Source organism: Paracoccus sphaerophysae, assembly GCF_000763805.1.
In the GTDB taxonomy this organism is placed as follows: Bacteria; Pseudomonadota; Alphaproteobacteria; order Rhodobacterales; family Rhodobacteraceae; genus Paracoccus; species Paracoccus sphaerophysae.
In genome coordinates, this window is sequence record NZ_JRKS01000007.1 from 33646 (window position 1) to 50372 (window position 16727).

Annotated in this window: 17 protein-coding genes; 12 read left to right on the forward strand and 5 right to left on the reverse strand. The window is 68.7% G+C overall.

Translation table 11 applies throughout. From position 1 onward, the window contains the following. Window positions 1-20 precede the first annotated feature (20 nt). The 3 genes from IC63_RS03920 to gap all read left to right on the forward strand — a co-directional run bounded on the left by IC63_RS03920 (window position 21) and on the right by gap (window position 3195). The gene (locus IC63_RS03920) at window positions 21-1064 is read left to right on the forward strand and encodes a flagellar motor switch protein FliG (RefSeq protein ID WP_036717093.1); all 1044 of its coding nucleotides are present in this window, start codon (window positions 21-23) and stop codon (window positions 1062-1064) included. A gap of 698 nt (window positions 1065-1762) precedes the next feature. After that, window positions 1763-1906 carry a hypothetical protein gene (locus IC63_RS18390; RefSeq protein ID WP_036717094.1) on the forward strand — a complete coding sequence of 48 codons (144 nt, stop codon included), beginning with the start codon at window positions 1763-1765 and terminating at the stop codon, window positions 1904-1906. 287 nt (window positions 1907-2193) lie between these two features. Continuing rightward, window positions 2194-3195, forward strand: coding sequence for a type I glyceraldehyde-3-phosphate dehydrogenase (gap, locus tag IC63_RS03930; RefSeq protein WP_036717096.1), 1002 nt, complete (start codon window positions 2194-2196; stop codon window positions 3193-3195). A 115-nt stretch (window positions 3196-3310) separates the two neighbouring features. On the opposite strand, the gene IC63_RS03935 is transcribed toward gap, so the two are convergent. Next, on the reverse strand, window positions 3311-3613 hold the full coding sequence (locus tag IC63_RS03935; RefSeq protein WP_052041858.1) for a hypothetical protein: 303 nt from the start codon (window positions 3611-3613) through the stop codon (window positions 3311-3313). Window positions 3614-3758: 145 nt separating this feature from the next. Here IC63_RS03935 and pyrC point away from each other — a divergent pair, with 145 nt between their 5' ends. From pyrC to IC63_RS03975, 8 genes are all read left to right on the forward strand, one after another. After that, entirely contained in the window at window positions 3759-4808 is a 1050-nt protein-coding gene (gene pyrC, locus IC63_RS03940) for a dihydroorotase (RefSeq protein ID WP_036717098.1), read from the forward strand. Next, the gene (locus IC63_RS03945) at window positions 4805-5476 is read left to right on the forward strand and encodes an orotate phosphoribosyltransferase (RefSeq protein ID WP_036717101.1); all 672 of its coding nucleotides are present in this window, start codon (window positions 4805-4807) and stop codon (window positions 5474-5476) included. Before pyrC ends, IC63_RS03945 begins: the two co-directional genes overlap by 4 nt. A gap of 120 nt (window positions 5477-5596) precedes the next feature. Continuing rightward, window positions 5597-7090 (forward strand): replicative DNA helicase, encoded by a 1494-nt coding sequence (locus IC63_RS03950; protein ID WP_036717103.1) that lies wholly within the window; start codon window positions 5597-5599, stop codon window positions 7088-7090. Then, the gene (locus IC63_RS03955; protein WP_036717105.1) at window positions 7081-7437 is read left to right on the forward strand and encodes a DMT family protein; all 357 of its coding nucleotides are present in this window, start codon (window positions 7081-7083) and stop codon (window positions 7435-7437) included. Before IC63_RS03950 ends, IC63_RS03955 begins: the two co-directional genes overlap by 10 nt. Continuing rightward, window positions 7415-8602, forward strand: a complete 1188-nt coding sequence (locus IC63_RS03960; RefSeq protein WP_036717107.1) for a multidrug effflux MFS transporter — start codon at window positions 7415-7417, stop codon at window positions 8600-8602. Before IC63_RS03955 ends, IC63_RS03960 begins: the two co-directional genes overlap by 23 nt. A 68-nt stretch (window positions 8603-8670) precedes the next feature. Further along, window positions 8671-10068 (forward strand): helix-turn-helix domain-containing protein, encoded by a 1398-nt coding sequence (locus IC63_RS03965; protein WP_036717109.1) that lies wholly within the window; start codon window positions 8671-8673, stop codon window positions 10066-10068. Between the two features lie 195 nt (window positions 10069-10263). Next, window positions 10264-11529, forward strand: coding sequence for a DUF5930 domain-containing protein (locus tag IC63_RS03970; RefSeq protein WP_232222502.1), 1266 nt, complete (start codon window positions 10264-10266; stop codon window positions 11527-11529). Beyond that, window positions 11519-12031, forward strand: a complete 513-nt coding sequence (locus IC63_RS03975; protein ID WP_036717112.1) for a bactofilin family protein — start codon at window positions 11519-11521, stop codon at window positions 12029-12031. The genes IC63_RS03970 and IC63_RS03975 overlap by 11 nt, the downstream gene beginning before the upstream one ends. A gap of 77 nt (window positions 12032-12108) precedes the next feature. On the opposite strand, the gene IC63_RS03980 is transcribed toward IC63_RS03975, so the two are convergent. The 4 genes from IC63_RS03980 to IC63_RS03995 form a co-directional block, all read right to left on the reverse strand. Then, complete coding sequence (locus IC63_RS03980) at window positions 12109-13008, reverse strand: DUF2189 domain-containing protein (RefSeq protein WP_232222503.1); 900 nt, start codon at window positions 13006-13008, stop codon at window positions 12109-12111. 81 nt (window positions 13009-13089) lie between these two features. Next, window positions 13090-13581, reverse strand: coding sequence for a pantetheine-phosphate adenylyltransferase (coaD, locus tag IC63_RS03985; protein WP_036717114.1), 492 nt, complete (start codon window positions 13579-13581; stop codon window positions 13090-13092). Window positions 13582-13681: 100 nt separating this feature from the next. Then, entirely contained in the window at window positions 13682-14122 is a 441-nt protein-coding gene (locus tag IC63_RS03990) for a CBS domain-containing protein (RefSeq protein WP_036717115.1), read from the reverse strand. 61 nt (window positions 14123-14183) lie between these two features. Further along, the gene (locus IC63_RS03995; protein ID WP_036717117.1) at window positions 14184-15083 is read right to left on the reverse strand and encodes a LysR family transcriptional regulator; all 900 of its coding nucleotides are present in this window, start codon (window positions 15081-15083) and stop codon (window positions 14184-14186) included. Window positions 15084-15189: 106 nt separating this feature from the next. On the opposite strand from IC63_RS03995, the gene IC63_RS04000 reads away from it, so the two are divergent. After that, window positions 15190-16689 carry a CoA-acylating methylmalonate-semialdehyde dehydrogenase gene (locus IC63_RS04000; RefSeq protein WP_036717164.1) on the forward strand — a complete coding sequence of 500 codons (1500 nt, stop codon included), beginning with the start codon at window positions 15190-15192 and terminating at the stop codon, window positions 16687-16689. The last annotated feature ends 38 nt before the right edge of the window (window positions 16690-16727 follow it).

A 16727-nucleotide genomic window follows, 5' to 3' on the forward strand; every position in this document is an offset into this window, starting at 1 on the left:
ATCGACTGGCGGGGGCGTGCATGTTCGTGGCGACACCGGGGCTGTCACCCCGGCAAAAGGCGGCTGTGGTCGTGCGGATGATGCTGGCCGACGGCGCCGAACTGGAACTGGCGCAGCTTCCGGCCGAAATCCAGGCGCTGCTGGCGCAGGAAATGGCGGGGATGGACCTCGTCGATCGCGCCACCTGCAACGAGATCCTCACCGAATTCTGCGACCAGCTGGAACAGATCGGGGTGGCTTTTCCCGGCTCGATCGACGGCACGCTCGATTTCCTGGGCGACCGGCTGTCATCGGACACCGCGAACCGGCTGCGGCGGCTCGCGGCGTTGAACGGCTCGGCGGACCCGTGGGACCGGGTGTCGGCGCTGACCTCGCCGCAGCTGGCCGACCTCGCGCGCGGCGAGGCGGTCGAGGTTGCCGCGGTCATGTTCTCGCGCCTGCCGGTGGCCCGCGCGTCCCAGGTCTTCGGGCTGCTCGACCCCGCGCATGCCCGCCAGATCGCCTATGCGATGTCGCTGACCGGCGGGATCGAGGCGCCGGCGCTGCGGCGCATCGGCATGGCGCTGATGCGCGCCATCGACGCCCTGCCGCAGCCCGCCATCGACACGAGGCCGGTGGAAAAGGTCGGCGCGATCCTGAACTTCGCGCCCGCCACGACCCGCGACACGGTGCTCGCGGGGCTGGATCAGGACGATGCCGAATTCGCCGGCCGGGTCCGCAAGGCGATCTTCACCTGGGCCAACATTGCCCGCCGGATCGACCTGCGCGACATCCCCCGCATCGTGCGCGAGGTGGACGCGGTCACGCTTTCGAAGGCGATGGCGGGCGCCACGGGCGACAACGCGGCGACGGCGGAATTCATCCTGTCGGGTCTCAGTTCCCGCCTCGCGGAAACCATGCGCGAGGATATCGAGGCGCTGGGCCGCGTCACCGCCAAGGACGCCGAAGAGGCGATGACCGCGGTGGTGACGGTGATCCGGCGGATGGAGCAGGCGGGCGAGTTGTTCCTAATCGTGGAAAGCGAAGATGACGAGGTGACGATCCGCAGCGCCGAGACGGGATGACCGCGGCACTTCGCCGCGGCGGCAGCGGCCGGCCGTGTCCTGCCGGGCGGAGCCGGTGAAGCCGGGCAGCGTCGAGGTTGCAGCGCGGCGGGCAACGGCATGGTGTGACCCGACGGGCGGAGAAGGTGAGGTCGGGCAGGCGCCGAGGCTGCGGCGCAGTTGGCAGCGGCATGTTGCGAACCGCCGGGGCAGAGCAGGTGAGGTGGGACAGGTGCCGAGCTTGCGGCGCGGTGGCAGCAGCATGCTGTGTGGCGCTTGGGCAGAGCACGTTGGGGTAGGCCAGCCCCGAGATTGCGGCGCGGTGGGCCGCGGCCTGCGCTATCCTGCAAGGGCGGAAGCCTCACAGGTGGGGAATTGGCGACGTGGCGCAGCGCCGAGTCTGTGCCTCCCGCCGGTCGGCGGTGGGAATCGCCAAGAGGGCAAAACCGCGCGCCTGGCCGAGCGGGCGGAGATGGCCCAGGGCGACATCCCGGCGGGGCGACGTGCTTCGCAAAGCTTGCGCCCAGCTGCGCAACCCGGGGCACTGCGGGCCGGGACGCGTCGCCTTCGCTCACTTGCTCATAACCCGCGGATCGGCGGGCGACCCGGCAACCGTGCGCAGGGACCAAGACAGGCCCTCGACCGTCCGGCGGCCCGCGCCGGCTTGCGCCCGCCTTCCCCGGCTGGGTAACAAGAGCGCACCGATCCAGGGGACCTCCATGACCAACAGTATCGCCTTTGTGCTGGCTGCGCTGATCGTCGCCCTCCTGGTGTTGGACGCGACGGTGCTGCATTGGGACATCCCGATCATGGTCGGGCGCGAGATGCTGCACCTGATCGAATGGGTGAGCTTCTGGCGCTAGCCGGGCGGGCGGCGCGACTTGTCTCGCGCAGAGCGCAGCCAGCGACGCAGTCTCGCTGGCGGGTGCCGGCTCTCCGCTCAACCCCAAGCGGGCATCGCAGCACTTCCCGTCGAGCCGCCGCTGCCCCCCCACCCGGTGGCCCCCGCGAGCTCCCGCGCGGACCATCACCGACCGGCCTGACGGGTTCAGGCAGCGGCCGCCAGCCCGAACCGGCCGAAGGCCGCATTGCATTTCCCGCCCCGTTTCGGCAGGAGAGCCCCGGGCACGACCAATGGCTGGAGGATTTCATGGCTGTGAAGGTAGCGATCAACGGTTTCGGCCGAATCGGACGGAACGTCCTGCGCGCGATCATCGAATCGGGGCGCACCGACATCGAGGTGGTGGCGATCAACGACCTCGGCCCCGTGGAAACCAACGCGCATCTGCTGCGCTATGATTCGGTGCATGGCCGCTTTCCGGCCGAGGTGAAGGTCTCGGGCGACTCGATCGACGTGGGCCGCGGCCCTATCCGGGTCTCGGCCGAGCGCAACCCGGCCGACCTGCCGTGGTCGGACGTCGACGTGGTGATGGAATGCACCGGCATCTTCACCAGCAAGGAAAAATGCCAGGCGCACCTGGAAAACGGCTCCAAGCGGGTGCTGATCTCGGCGCCGGGCGACAATGCCGACAAGACCATCGTCTATGGCGTCAACCATGAGACGTTGACCAAGGACGACCTGGTCGTGTCGAACGCGTCCTGCACCACCAACTGCCTGTCGCCGGTGGCCAAAGTGCTGAACGACACCGTGGGCATCACCCGTGGCTTCATGACGACCATACACAGCTACACCGGCGACCAGCCGACGCTGGACACGATGCACAAGGACCTGTACCGCGCCCGCGCCGCGGCGCTGTCGATGATCCCGACCTCGACCGGCGCCGCCAAGGCGGTGGGCCTGGTGCTGCCGGAACTCAAGGGCAAGCTGGACGGCGTGGCGATCCGGGTTCCGACGCCGAACGTCTCGGTCGTCGACCTGGTGTTCGAGGCCGGCCGCGACACCTCGGTCGAGGGAATCAACGCTGCCATCAAGGCCGCCGCCGACGGTCCGATGAAGGGCATCCTGGGTTACACCGAGGAAAAGCTGGTCTCGTCGGACTTCAACCACGACCCCCATTCCTCGGTCTTCCATATGGACCAGACCAAGGTGATGGAGGGCCGGATGGTCCGCATCCTGACCTGGTACGACAACGAGTGGGGCTTCTCGAACCGGATGAGCGACACCGCCGTGGCAATGGGCAAGCTGATCTGAGCCGGCCGAGCGGCCGTGCGACCGATGCGAAAAGGGCGGCCCCCCAGGGCCGCCCTTTTTCACCTGCCCGCAGCGATCCGCGGGCCTTGCGCCTCGTCGCTGACGCGCCCGGCGTTCAGTGGCGGCTCAGCCGGCGCGCATTGACCCGCGTGCGGCGGCCATAAGGCTTCATCGCTGCGGCGAGGATCTCGTCCGCCCGCGCCCCGCTGGCCGCCGACCGGAAGGCCGCGCCCATCGCCTCGCGCGCGGCATCGCCCTTTTCGGCCACCATGCGATAGTTTTCGCCCTTGTGCTGGGGCATCACGCCCATCAGGCCCGCCATGCGCATGGTCATGACATACTGAGCCTCGGCCCCCATGCGCATCATGTCGGTCCACAGCCGCATGCAGCTGAACGGGTCCACCATCATCGTATTCATCTCACATTCCTTTCCGAGAATGCTGCGACGCAGAAACTCGGTGTGCACCCGGACAGTTTCAATGCCAACCCCGACTTTTCGACAGATCGGCGTATCGGAAGGCAGCGGCTGGATAACGCCGCCCGGATCGTTATAGACGCAAGTCATGAAGAATTCGCTGACGCTCCGCCGGCCCGACGACTGGCACCTGCACCTGCGCGACCAGCAAATGCTGGCCTCGGTGGCCCCGCATTCGGCCCGTCTGGGCCGCGCGATCATCATGCCGAACCTGGTCCCGCCGGTGGTCACCGGGGCCCAGGCTGCCGCCTATCGGGCGCGGATCGCGACCGCCCTGCCCCCCGACGCGACGTTGCGTCCGTTGATGACGCTGTATCTGACCGAAGCCACCGATCCCGCCGACGTGGTTGCCGCGCATCGCGACGGGATCATCGCCGCGGTCAAGCTGTATCCGGCCGGCGCCACCACCAACTCCGATTCGGGCGTGCGCGATTTCGACCGCGTCCGCGGCGTGCTCGAGGCGATGGCCGAGGCCGGCATCCCGCTGTGCGTGCATGGCGAGGTCACCGATCCCGCCGTGGACATCTTCGACCGCGAGGCGGTGTTCATCGACCGGGTGCTGGACCCCGTCCGCCGGGCCACCCCCGGCCTGCGCGTGGTGATGGAACACATCACTACCCGCGACGGCGTGGACTATGTCCGGCACGGCGGCGACGACATCGGCGGCACGATCACCACCCACCACCTGGTCATCAACCGCAACCACATCCTCGCCGGCGGCATCCGCCCGCATTACTACTGCCTGCCCGTCGCAAAGCGCGAGACGCACCGGCTGGCGCTGGTCGAGGCCGCGACCTCCGGCGAGGCGCGGTTCTTTGCCGGCACCGACAGCGCGCCGCATCCCGACCACGCCAAGGAATCCGCCTGCGGCTGCGCGGGATGCTTCACCGCGCCGAACTGGCTGCAGATCACCGCGCAGCTCTTCGACGACGCGGGCGCCCTGTCGCGGCTGGAAGGCTTCGTCAGCCGCAACGGCGCCGCCTTCTACGGCCTGGCGCCGAACGAGGACCGCATCCGCCTGGTGCGCCGCGACGCCCCGGCCCGCTGGCCGGCCCGGATCGCCGCCGGGGACGAGACGGTCACGGTCTTCGATCCCGGCTTTCCGATTCACTGGCACATCGACGAGTACGCCGCATGACCCTGCCCTTTCCCCCCGCCGACGAGATCCCCCGCCTGACCGCCCGGATGCTGCTGGAAATCCAGGCGGTGCATTTCAATGCCGCCGAGCCCTACACCTATGCCTCGGGGCTGAAGGGGCCGACCTACATCGACTGCCGCAAGCTGATTTCCTATCCGCGCATCCGCGGCACGCTGATGGATTTCCTGGCCGCGACGGTCTGCCGGAACGCCGGGTTCGAGGCCTTCGACAACGTCGCCGGCGGCGAGACCGCGGGCATCCCCTTCGCTGCCTTCATGGCCGAGCGGCTGGGGCTTCCGATGACCTATGTCCGCAAGAAACCCAAGGGCTATGGCCGCAACGCCCGCATCGAGGGCGCCATGACCGAGGGCCAGCGGGTGCTGCTGGTCGAGGACCTGACCACCGATGGCGGCTCGAAACTGTCCTTCGTCGATGCGATCCGCGAGACGGGGGCCAGCTGCGCCCACACCGCGGTCGTGTTCTATTACGGCATCTTCCCGGAAACCACGCAGCGGCTGGCCGATCACGGCGTCACCCTGCACCACCTGTGCACCTGGTGGGACGTCCTGGCCGAGGCCCGCGCGCAGGGCAGCTTTGACGCTGCGACCCTCGCCGAGGTCGAGGCGTTCCTGGGCGATCCGCGCGGCTGGCAGGCCGCTCATCCCTAGGCTGCTCACAGGTTTTCCACAAAGCCGCCCCCCGCTAATTCACGGCCCCCTCGTTCGCGGCCGTGGACCCCTGCCCCGGGGCGTGAGATAACCTTGCGACCCGACTCGAAGGACCACGCAATGACCGAGCTTCGCGCGCTCGAGCCGCGGCTTCCCGCTGCGGCAGCGGATACCGATTCCCTGTCCGTTCCGTTCTCGATCGAGGCCGAACAGCAGTTGCTGGGCGCGCTGCTGACCAACAACGACGTGTTCGATTCGGTGACCCGGCTGGTCCGGGGCGAACATTTCTATGACCCCGTGCATCGCCGCATCTTCGATCTGTGCGCGGAACGGATCACCCGCAACGCGCTCGCGTCCCCGGTGACGATCAAGGCGTTCATGGAACATGACGCCGGGCTCAAGGAACTGGGCGGGCCGGCCTATCTGGCGCGGCTGGCCGGGGCGGCGGTGTCGTCCTATGCGGCGCGGGACTATGCGCGGATGATCCGCGAATTTGCGCTGCGCCGGGAACTGATCACGCTGGGCCAGGACATCGCCGGGCGCGCCTCGACCGTGGCCATCGACGACGATGCCGAGGAACAGATCAAGGCCGCCGAACAGACGCTGTACAAGCTGGGCGAACAGGGCGTCGCCGAACGCGGCTTCCAGTCCTTCCTGCAGGCGGTGACCGGCGCCGTGCAGGCCGCCAACGCCGCCTATGCGCGCGATGGCGGGCTGTCGGGGATTTCCACCGGGCTGGTCGATCTGGACGGCAAGCTGGGCGGGCTGAACAAGTCCGATCTCATCATCCTCGCTGGCCGGCCCTCGATGGGCAAGACGTCTCTGGCGACCAACATCGCCTTCAACGTCGCCAAGGCGCACCGGATGGGCGATCTGCCCGACGGCACCCGCGGCACCGTGGATGGCGGCGTCGTGGGGTTCTTTTCGCTGGAAATGTCGGCCGAGCAGCTGGCTGCCCGGATCCTGTCCGAAGCCTCGGAGGTGCCCAGCGAACTGATCCGCCGCGGCGACATGAGCGAGGACGAATTCCGCCGCTTCGTAGATGCCGCGCACGACCTGCAGAACTGCCCGCTCTATATCGACGACACCCCGGCGCTGCCGATCAACCAGCTGGCCGCGCGGGCCCGCAAGCTCAAGCGCACGATGGGGCTGGACCTGCTGATCGTGGACTATCTGCAGCTGCTGCGTGCGGCATCTGCCAAGGACAGCCGGGTGAACGAGGTCAGCGAGATCACCCAGGGCCTCAAGGCCGTCGCCAAGGAACTGAACATCCCCGTCATCGCCCTGTCGCAGCTGTCGCGTCAGGTCGAGAACCGCGAGGACAAGCGCCCGCAGCTGTCCGACCTGCGCGAATCCGGCTCGATCGAGCAGGACGCCGACATCGTGATGTTCGTCTTCCGCGAGGAATACTACAAGGAACGCGAGAAGCCCGCCGACCATGAGCTCGACAAGATGGCCACCTGGCAGCAGACGATGGAGCAGGTCCACGGCAAGGCCGAGGTCATCATCGGCAAGCAGCGGCACGGCCCCATCGGCACCGTCGAGCTGAGCTTCGAGGGGCGCTTCACCCGCTTTGGCAACCTCGTCCGGCACCAGATCCAGCAATGGGGCTGAACCTGCCGGTCCCGGCCCTGACCATCGGCCTGCTGATCGCGTCCAACGTCTTCATGACGGTGGCGTGGTACGGGCACCTGAAATTCAAGTCGGCGCCGCTGCTGACGGTGATCCTGGTCAGCTGGGCGATCGCCTTCTTCGAATACGTGCTGCAGGTGCCCGCCAACCGCATCGGCCACGGGCATTTCAGCGCCGCCCAGTTGAAGACCATCCAGGAGGTCATCAGCCTGACCGTATTCGCCGGGTTTTCCTGGCTGTATCTGGGCGAGCGACTGGGCTGGCAGCACGCGGTCGGGTTCGGGCTGATCTGCGCGGGGGCATGGTTTGTCTTTCACGACTGGGGCTAGGACCGCGCCCCATATCCTGACGCTGGTCGTGCTGTCGGGGCTGGGCGCGCTGTCGATGAACGTGTTCCTGCCTTCGCTGCCCGGCATGGCCCGGGATTTCGGCGTTGATTACGCGCTGATGCAGCTGTCGGTGACCAGCTACCTCGCGGCTTCGGCGCTGGTGCAGCTGGCCGCGGGGCCGATTTCGGACCGCTATGGCCGCCGGCCGGTCATGCTCGCCGGGCTGGGGCTGTTTCTGGCAGCGACCTTGGGGACCCTGCTCGCGCCGACCGCGCAGTGGTTCCTCGCCTTCCGCATGGCGCAGGCGGCGGTGGCCACCTGCCTCGTGCTGTCGCGTGCGGTGGTGCGCGACACGGTCGAGGGGCCCGCCGCTGCAAGCCGCATCGGCTATGTCACGATGGGCATGTCGGTGATCCCGATGATGGCCCCGGTGCTGGGCGGCATTCTGGACGAGACCTTCGGCTGGCGGGCCAACTTCTCGCTGCTGCTGATCGCCGGCGCGGCCGCATTTGTGCTTGCCTGGGTCGACCTGGGCGAGACCGGCAAGGGAGGCCTGCCGATGCGCGCGCAGCTGCGCGGCTATCCGGTGCTGGCGCGGTCGCTGCCCTTCTGGGGCTATGCGCTGTCGGCGACCTTCACCTCGGGGACGTTCTTCGCCTATCTCGGCGGCGCGCCCTTCGTGGGCGAGACGGTGTTCGGGCTGGGGCCGGTCGAGGTCGGCTACTGGTTCATGGCGCCCTCGATCGGCTATCTGGCCGGCAATTTCCTGTCCGGCCGCTATGCCGCGCGGATCGGCATGGACCGGATGATCGTCGCCGGGTCGATCCTGTCGCTGGTGGCCCTCGGCGTCGCGGTGCTGGCCGACCTGGCCGGCGCGATCCGCCCGGCGGTGTTCTTTGGCGCCGTCGCCCTGACCGGGGCGGGCAACGGGATCGTGCTGCCCAGCGCCAATGCCGGGATGATGAGCGTCCGGCCGGAACTCGCCGGCACCGCCTCGGGCCTTGGCGGCGCGATGGCGGTGGCGGGCGGGGCGGCGCTGGCGGCGCTGGCCGGGGTGTTCCTCGTGCCCGGCGCCGGCGCCCTGCCGCTGCTGCTGATCATGGCGCTGTCGGCGGCGGTGGCGCTGGCCGCCGCGATTGCCCTGCGCACCGCCCCCGCGCGCTGAGGTCCCTTGCATCTTGCGACATTGCTTGCTGCAATTTGCAAAGTTAGCAGCAGCGGGAAGAGACGCGCGTGGCCAGCCAGAAGATCTATGCCGGGGCGGCCCTGCGCGAGACGCGCAACCGCCACGGGCTGACGCAACGGATCTTTGCCGACCGGCTGGGCGTGTCGCTGCCCTATCTCAGCCAGATGGAGAACAACCACCGCCCGATCTCGGCCGGGGTGCTGCTGCGGCTGGCATCCGAGTTCCACGTCGATGTCGGCGCGATGGCGGCGGGCGATGCGGACCGGATGGTCGTGGACATGGCCGAGGCGCTGGCCGATCCGCTGTTCGATTCCGCCCCCTCGCTGACCGACCTGCGGCTGGCGGCGTCGAACACGCCGGGGCTGGTGCGATCGTTTCTGGACCTCTACCGCGCCCATCGCGAGGGCCAGGATCGGCTCGCCGCGCTGGACGAGGCGCTGGGGGCGACCGGCCAGAACGCGCTCACCTCGCCGTGGGAGGAGGTGCGCGACTTCTTCCACTACTGCGACAACTACATCGACGCCGTGGACCGCGCGGCCGAGCGTTTCGCCTGCCCCGACGGCCAGCGCGCCCCGCCGATGGACCGCGCCATCGCGGCGCTGAGCGACCGCGGCTTCTCGATCCGGTGCAAGGAGCTGCCCGCCGGTTCCGTCTTTCGCCGCGACGGCCGGGTGCTGACCCTGAACCAGTCCGCCGAGCCTGCGACCCAGGTCTTTCAGCTGCTGAACCTCGTCGCCCGCGAGACCCGGGGCGAACTGCTGGACACGACGCTCGATCTGGGCCGCTTCCGCAGCCCGGCGGCGCGCGACATCGCCCGGCTGGGGCTTGCCAACTATTTCGCCGGCGCAGCGCTGATGCCCTATCGCGCCTTCCTCGCCGCCGCCCGCGCCGAACGGCACGACCTGGAACGGCTGGCGCATCTGTTCGGCGCCTCGCTTGAACAGGTGGCGCATCGGCTCTCGACGCTGCAGCGGGCGGGGGAACGCGGCATCCCGTTCTTCTTCGTCCGCGTCGATCAGGCCGGGACGATCACCAAGCGCCACTCGGCCACCCGTCTGCAATTCGCCCGCTTCGGCGGCGCCTGCCCGCTGTGGAACGTCCACCGCGCCTTTGAAACCCCGGGGCAGTTCCTGCGCCAGCTCGCCCAGACCCCGGACGGGGTGCGCTATCTGTGCCTGTCGCGCGAGGTCGCCAAGCCCGGCGGCAGCTTCCGCGCCCCGGTCCGGCGCTTTGCGATCTGCCTTGGCTGCGAGATCAGCCATGCCAGCGACCTGATCTATGCCGACGACCTGGATATGGCCAACCCGGCAGGATACGAACAGATCGGCATCAGCTGCCGGATCTGCCCGCGGACCGACTGTCACCAGCGCTCGGTCCCGCCGATCGACCGCGAATTGCTGATCCCGGCGGATCGCGGCGGGCCGCTGCCCTATACCTTCGCCTGAACCGCCGGGCGCTGTCCCGGAACCCGCGAAATGCGCCACCCCTGGGCTGGTTCCCCCGGTCATGCCGATTTGGGCGAGTCTCCGCCGACTTTGCTGCCGCGGCTTTCTGGATCGTTGCACGGATGCCACGCCTTCTTTAACGAAGCGGCAACTTCGAGGCGAACGCTCTCGACGGATCGCAGATGGGAAATGAACATGTTGCACTCGACCCGTTCCGCATCGGCTGAAACCCTTTCCGTTCAGGCCCCTGCCGCCAAGCGCGGCCCGGGCCGGGTGATCCGGACGGTGGGCATCGCGGCGGTGACGGGCTGGGCTGCGGTGGCGACCTCGATCCTGGCGCTGGACCATCTGGGCGGCACCGGCTCGGCCGCGCAGCCCGACGCGGCCGCCGTGGAACGCCAGCTGACCGACCTCGCCGCCGAACGCGACGCACGCGCCGCCGAGGCCGCCGCCGCGCGGAAACGCTTCACCGCCGCGCTGGACCAGGTGTCGGCGATGCAGACCCAGCTGCTGGCCGCCGAAGAGCGCCGGCGCGAGCTGGAAAGCGGCATCGGCGCGATGCAGGCCTCGCTGCATGACGCGCTGGCCGAAACCGAAACCACCCGCCGCCAGCTGGCCGACGCCACCGCGGCCGCCAGCGGGGCCGGCCCCCGCGCCGAGCGCGCCGAGGAGATGTCCGTCGCCCTCGACATCCTGTCGGGCGAACTGGAAACCGCCGCCGCCGACCGCGCCGCCGCCACCAAGCGCGCCGAAGAGGCGACCCGCACCGCCCAGGCGCTGAGCGTCGAACGCGACGCGATGGTCAAGCGCAACGAGGAAATCTTTGCCCAGCTGGAAGAGGCGGTCGAGATGTCCGTCAAGCCGCTGGACGATATGTTCGCCAAGGTCGGCGTTGACGGCGACAAGCTGCTGGAAACTGTGCGCGAAGGCTATGCCGGCACCGGCGGCCCGCTGACCCCGATGGGCTATTCGTCGCGCGGCAACGCCGCGATCAGCGAATCCGAGGCTCGCGCCAACGAGGTCGTCGTCTCGCTGGGCAAGATCAACAACTACCGCATCGCGGTCAGCAAGCTGCCGCTGGCGATGCCGGTCAAGTCGGCCTTCCGCTTCACCTCGCCCTTCGGCCAGCGCTGGGGCCGCGCCCATCAGGGCATCGACCTGGCCGGCCCGGTCGGCACCCCGGTCTATGCGACCGGCGACGGGGTCGTGATCTTTGCCGGCTGGCAGCGCGGCTATGGCAACGTCATCAAGCTCCAGCACGCCATGGGCACCGAGACGCGCTATGGCCACCTGTCGAAAATCCGCGTCAAGGCCGGCCAGAAGGTCTCGCGCAACAGCCTGATCGGTGATATGGGCAACACCGGCCGCTCGACCGGGCCGCATCTGCACTATGAGGTGCGTGTGGACGGTAAGGCCGTGAACCCCATGAGCTTCATCAAGGCCGCACAGAATGTTTTCTAAGACCCGCGTCACCGAACCCGGACCTCGCCACTCGACCCCCGAAACCGAACCGACACGGGCCCCGATCATGGACAGCTACGACCTTCCGCCCCAGCAGGGCATGCGCACGCGTTCCGGGCCGTCGGTCCTGTCGTCGGACCTGACCGTCAAGGGCAACATCACCACCCAGGGCGACGTCCAGATCGAGGGCAGCGTGGAAGGCGACATCCGCGCCCACCAGCTGACCGTCGGCGAAAGCGCCATCATCCGCGGCGAGATCGTGGCCGAGGAAGTGATCGTCAACGGCCGCGTCGTCGGCCGGGTCCGCGGGCTCAAGGTACGCCTGTCGGCCACCGCGCGGGTCGAGGGCGACATCGTCCACAAGACCATCGCGATCGAATCCGGCGCCCATTTCGAGGGCTCGGTCCAGCGCCAGGAAGACCCGCTGGGCAACGGCGTGACCCCCAAGCTGGCCCCGCCGATGGCCGCCAAGCCGGCGCTGGACGACGATCTGGACAGCTGATCCGGCGTTACGCTGACACGATGCCAAGGGCGCCCCGGTGGCGCCCTTTTTCGTGCCCGCGCCCGTCAGTCGTCGTCTCAATCCTCGTCGGGGAACAGGCGGCGATACATGTGCCAGCTGGCGTGGCCCAGGATCGGCAACGCCACGAACAGCCCCAGGAACAGCGGCAGGATCCCCAGGAACAGGATCACCGCGATCACCAGGGCCCAGGCCAGCATCACCGCCGGGTTGGCCAGCACCGCGCCGAAGCTCGCGATGATGGCGCTGATGAAATCCACCTCGCGGTCGAGGATCAGCGGCAGGCCCGCGGCGGTGATCGCGAACAGGACGGCCGCGAAGCCGCCGCCGATCAGCGTGCCTACGACCAGCATGGTCAGGCCGCGACCCTGCAGCAGGATTTCCGGCGAGGAGGTGACGTTGGTCAGCGCCTGCACCCCCATGAACAGGGCAAAGATGGTATGGGCGACGAAGACCCAGAACATGAACATCAGCAGGATCACCATCGCCATCGACGGCACCTGCCGGTCCTTCTGGGCAAAGACCACGCCCAGCACGCTGCGCCAGTCCAGCGGCAGCCCGGCCTCGATTCGGCGGCTGACCTCGTAGAGCCCCACGGCGGCGAAAGGGGCGATCAGCGGAAAGCCCACGACGAAGGGGATCAGCCACCATTCCTGCCCCGAAGCCGCGGCGACCGCCGCCAGCATCAGCCCGCCGGCGACATAGAAGGCCGAAAAGAACAGCCCGAAGCCCGGCGCGCGGCGAAAGTCGCGCCATCCCGCCCGCAGCGATTCGCCGATCGCGCCGAACTCGATCAGCACCGGGTCGGGGATAGTGTCGGCCGCGCGGGGGCCGCCTGAGGCGGAGTCGCCGCCTTCGTCCGGCAACGGCTCGGGGCCGCGGTCGGGCGCCGGGTCTGGCATCGGCGGGCGCGTCGGATCAGGAACCGGGCGCGGATGGGGCATGTCGCTGTGGGTCATCGGGGGCTCCTTCGCCAGGGGTCCTGTCGCTGACGCTAGGGCAGCCGGCGGGGTCCGATCAAGCGGGGCGTCGGCGCCGCCCTAGCCAAACCGTTCCCGCAGCGCCACATTCACGGCCGGGGTGACGAATTTCGACACGTCTCCGCCCAGTCGGGCAATCTCCTTGACCAGCTTGGAGGCGATCGCCTGCCGCCGCGCATCGGCCATCAGGAAAACGGTTTCCACGCTGGCATCCAGTGCCCGGTTCATCCCGACCATCTGGAATTCGTATTCGAAATCGGCCACCGCCCGCAGGCCCCGGACGATGACGCTGGCCCCCACGTCGCGGGCGGCGTCGATCAGCAGGTTGTCGAAGGGATGGGCGACGATCTCGACCCCGCTGCGCTGCGCGATGTCGCGGCATTCCGCCTCGACCATCGCCACCCGTTCCTCGAGCGTGAACAGCGGCCCCTTGTCGCCGTTGATCGCCACGCCGATCACCAGCCGGTCGACCAGCGGTGCGGCGCGCTGGATGATGTCGATATGCCCCAGCGTGAGCGGGTCGAAGGTGCCCGGATAAAGACCGATCCGCATCTGCGCGTCCCCCCAGTCGCGTTTGCCCCGTTCACGGGTTCGTCAGAAGCAAACGCAAAACCGCCGCGGATGCAAGCGCTGCGCCGCGGCAACGCGGTGGTCAGTTCCCCATGATCATGCCGGTCAGCGCGTCCCGGTCCGCCTTCAGCTGCGTCAGCCGCGCTGCCACCGCGTCGCCGATCGAGACCACCCCCAGCATGTTCCCGTCGGCGTCGACGACCGGCAGGTGGCGGAACCGGCCCTCGGTCATCTGCGACAGCACATCGCGGACGTGATCGCCGCACTGGCAGGTGACGACGCGCGAGGTCATCAACTCGCGGACCTTGCGGTCCAGCACCGAGGCCCCGGTCCTGCCCAGTTCCCGCACGATGTCGCGTTCCGACAGGATCCCGTCCGGCCGCTTGCCGTCCTCGGACACCACCACCGCGCCGATCCGCTTTTCCGACAGCAGCCGCGCTGCGTCGGCGACCGTCATCTCGGGCTTGATGGTGATCAGCCCCTCGGGCAGGGCTTTCGCGGCGAGGATCTGTTTCACGATCATGGGGGCGCGTCCTCTGTCATGGGCTGTGTTCATCCCAGCGTTGCGCCGGGCGGGCATTGCGTCAAGTCCCCGTCGCAACAAGTCCTTCCAAGCGCTGAACTTCGCGGCGGATGCCGGCCGCCACCGCCTCGGCCAGCCGGGTGAGGCGGTCGGAGCGGCGGTCCTCGGCCGGGCGCAGCAGCCAGAAGCTGCGGGTCAGCGAGATCCGGTCGGTCAGCACCCGCCGCACGCCGGGCGCGAAGGGAATCGCGAAGTCGTGGACGATCCCCAGCCCTGCCCCGGCCTGGATCGCCTGCATCTGCACGCTGACCGAATTAGAACTGAGCGCCGCGCGATCGGCGCCGGTTTCGGCCAGGTAGTCCAGTTCCGGGTCAAAGATCATGTCGGGGATATAGCCGATCATCCGGTGCCCCTGCAGATCGGCCAGCGTACGGATCGGCGGGTGCCGGTCCAGGTAGTCGCCGTGGCCGGCCAGGTGCAGCCGGTAATCGGCGATCTTCTGGACCGACGCGCGGCCGGTCTGCGGCCGGCTGACGGCGATGGCCATGTCGGCCTCGCGCCGGGACAGGTTGAAGACCCGGGGCAGCGCCACGATCTGGACGTCCAGCCCCGGGTGATCCTCGATCAGCCGCGCGGCGATCTGCGGCAGCAGGTAGTTCGCGCAGCCATCCGGGGCGCCGATGCGCAGCTGGCCCGTCAGCCCGCCCTGCCCGGCCAGCACCTCGTTGGCGGCCAGCGCTGCGGCCTCGGCCGCCTCGGCATGGGGGATCAGCGCCGCGCCTTCGGGCGTCGCGGCATAGCCCTGCGGCGTCTTGGCGAACAGCACGCGGCCCAGCGCGGTTTCCAGCCGGGCGATGCGCCGGCCCACGGTCGAGGCGTCCATTCCCAGCCGTCGCCCCGCCCGCGACAGCGATTCCGCCCGCGCCACGGCCAGAAAGACGCGCAGATCGTCCCAGTCCATGCCGGCCCTTCCTTTGCAGAAACGCAAAACGCTTTTGCCCTATCGTCGCTTTATCGGGCGATTTCGCAAGCTATGATGCGCCCAACCTGAACCCCCGGAGGAAATGATGCGCGCCATTCATCACTGGATCGACGGCAAGGAAGCAGCGGGCACGTCCGGCCGCACCGCCGATGTCTACAACCCCGCCACCGGCGAGGTGCAGGGCAAGGTCGATCTCGCCAGCAAGGCCGAGATGGACGCGGCCATCGCCGCTGCTGCCGAGGCGCAGGTCGCCTGGGGCGCCACCAACCCGCAGCGCCGGGCGCGGGTCATGATGAAGATGGTCGATCTGCTGAACCGCGACATGGACAAGATGGCCGAGGTGCTGTCGTCCGAACACGGCAAGACTTTCCCAGACGCCAAGGGCGACATCCAGCGCGGGCTGGAAGTGATCGAATATTCAATCGGCGCCCCGCAGCTGCTGAAGGGCGAATTCATCGACGGCGCCGGCCCCGGCATCGACATGTATTCGATGCGCCAGCCGCTGGGCGTGGTGGCGGCGATCACGCCGTTCAACTTCCCGGCCATGATTCCGCTGTGGAAGCTCGGGCCCGCGCTCGCCTCGGGCAACGCGGTGATCCTGAAGCCGTCCGAGCGGGACCCCTCGGTGCCGAACATGATCGCCGCCCTCTTCAAGGAAGCCGGGCTGCCGGACGGCGTGCTGCAGGTCATCCACGGCGACAAGGAGGCGGTGGACGCCATCCTCGACAGCGAGGTGATCCAGGCGGTGGGCTTCGTGGGTTCCACCCCGATCGCGCAGTACATCTATGAGCGCGCCGCCCAGACCGGCAAGCGCGCCCAGTGCTTCGGCGGCGCCAAGAACCACATGATCATCATGCCGGACGCCGATCTGGACCAGGCGGCGGACGCTCTGGTCGGAGCCGGCTATGGCGCGGCGGGCGAACGCTGCATGGCAATCTCGGTCGCCGTGCCGGTGGGCGAGGAAACCGCCGACAAGCTGATCGAAAAGCTGGTGCCGCGGATCGAGAAGCTGAAGGTCGGCCCCTACACCGCCGGCAACGACGTGGATTACGGCCCGGTCGTCACCGACGCCGCCAAGAAGAACATCGAGCGCCTGGTGCAGACCGGCGTCGATCAGGGCGCGGAACTGGTCGTGGACGGCCGTGACTTCAGCCTGCAGGGCTATGAGAACGGGTTCTTCGTCGGCCCCTCGCTGTTCGACAAGGTTACGCCGGACATGGACATCTACAAGACCGAGATTTTCGGCCCGGTCCTGTCCACCGTCCGCGCCGCCTCCTACGAAGAGGCGCTGAAGCTGGTAATGGACCACGAATACGGCAACGGCACGGCGATCTTCACCCGCGACGGCGACACCGCCCGCGACTTCGCCAGCCGCTGCAATATCGGGATGGTCGGGATCAACGTGCCGATCCCGGTGCCGCTGGCCTACTTCACCTTTGGCGGCTGGAAGAAGTCGGGCTTTGGCGACCTGAACCAGCACGGGCCGGACGCCTTCCGCTTCTACACCCGGACCAAGACGGTGACCTCGCGCTGGCCCTCGGGGATCAAGGAAGGCGCCGCGTTCAACTTCAAGGCGATGGACTGAGGGCGCTGCCGGACGCGGGGGTTTTCCACCCCCGCACC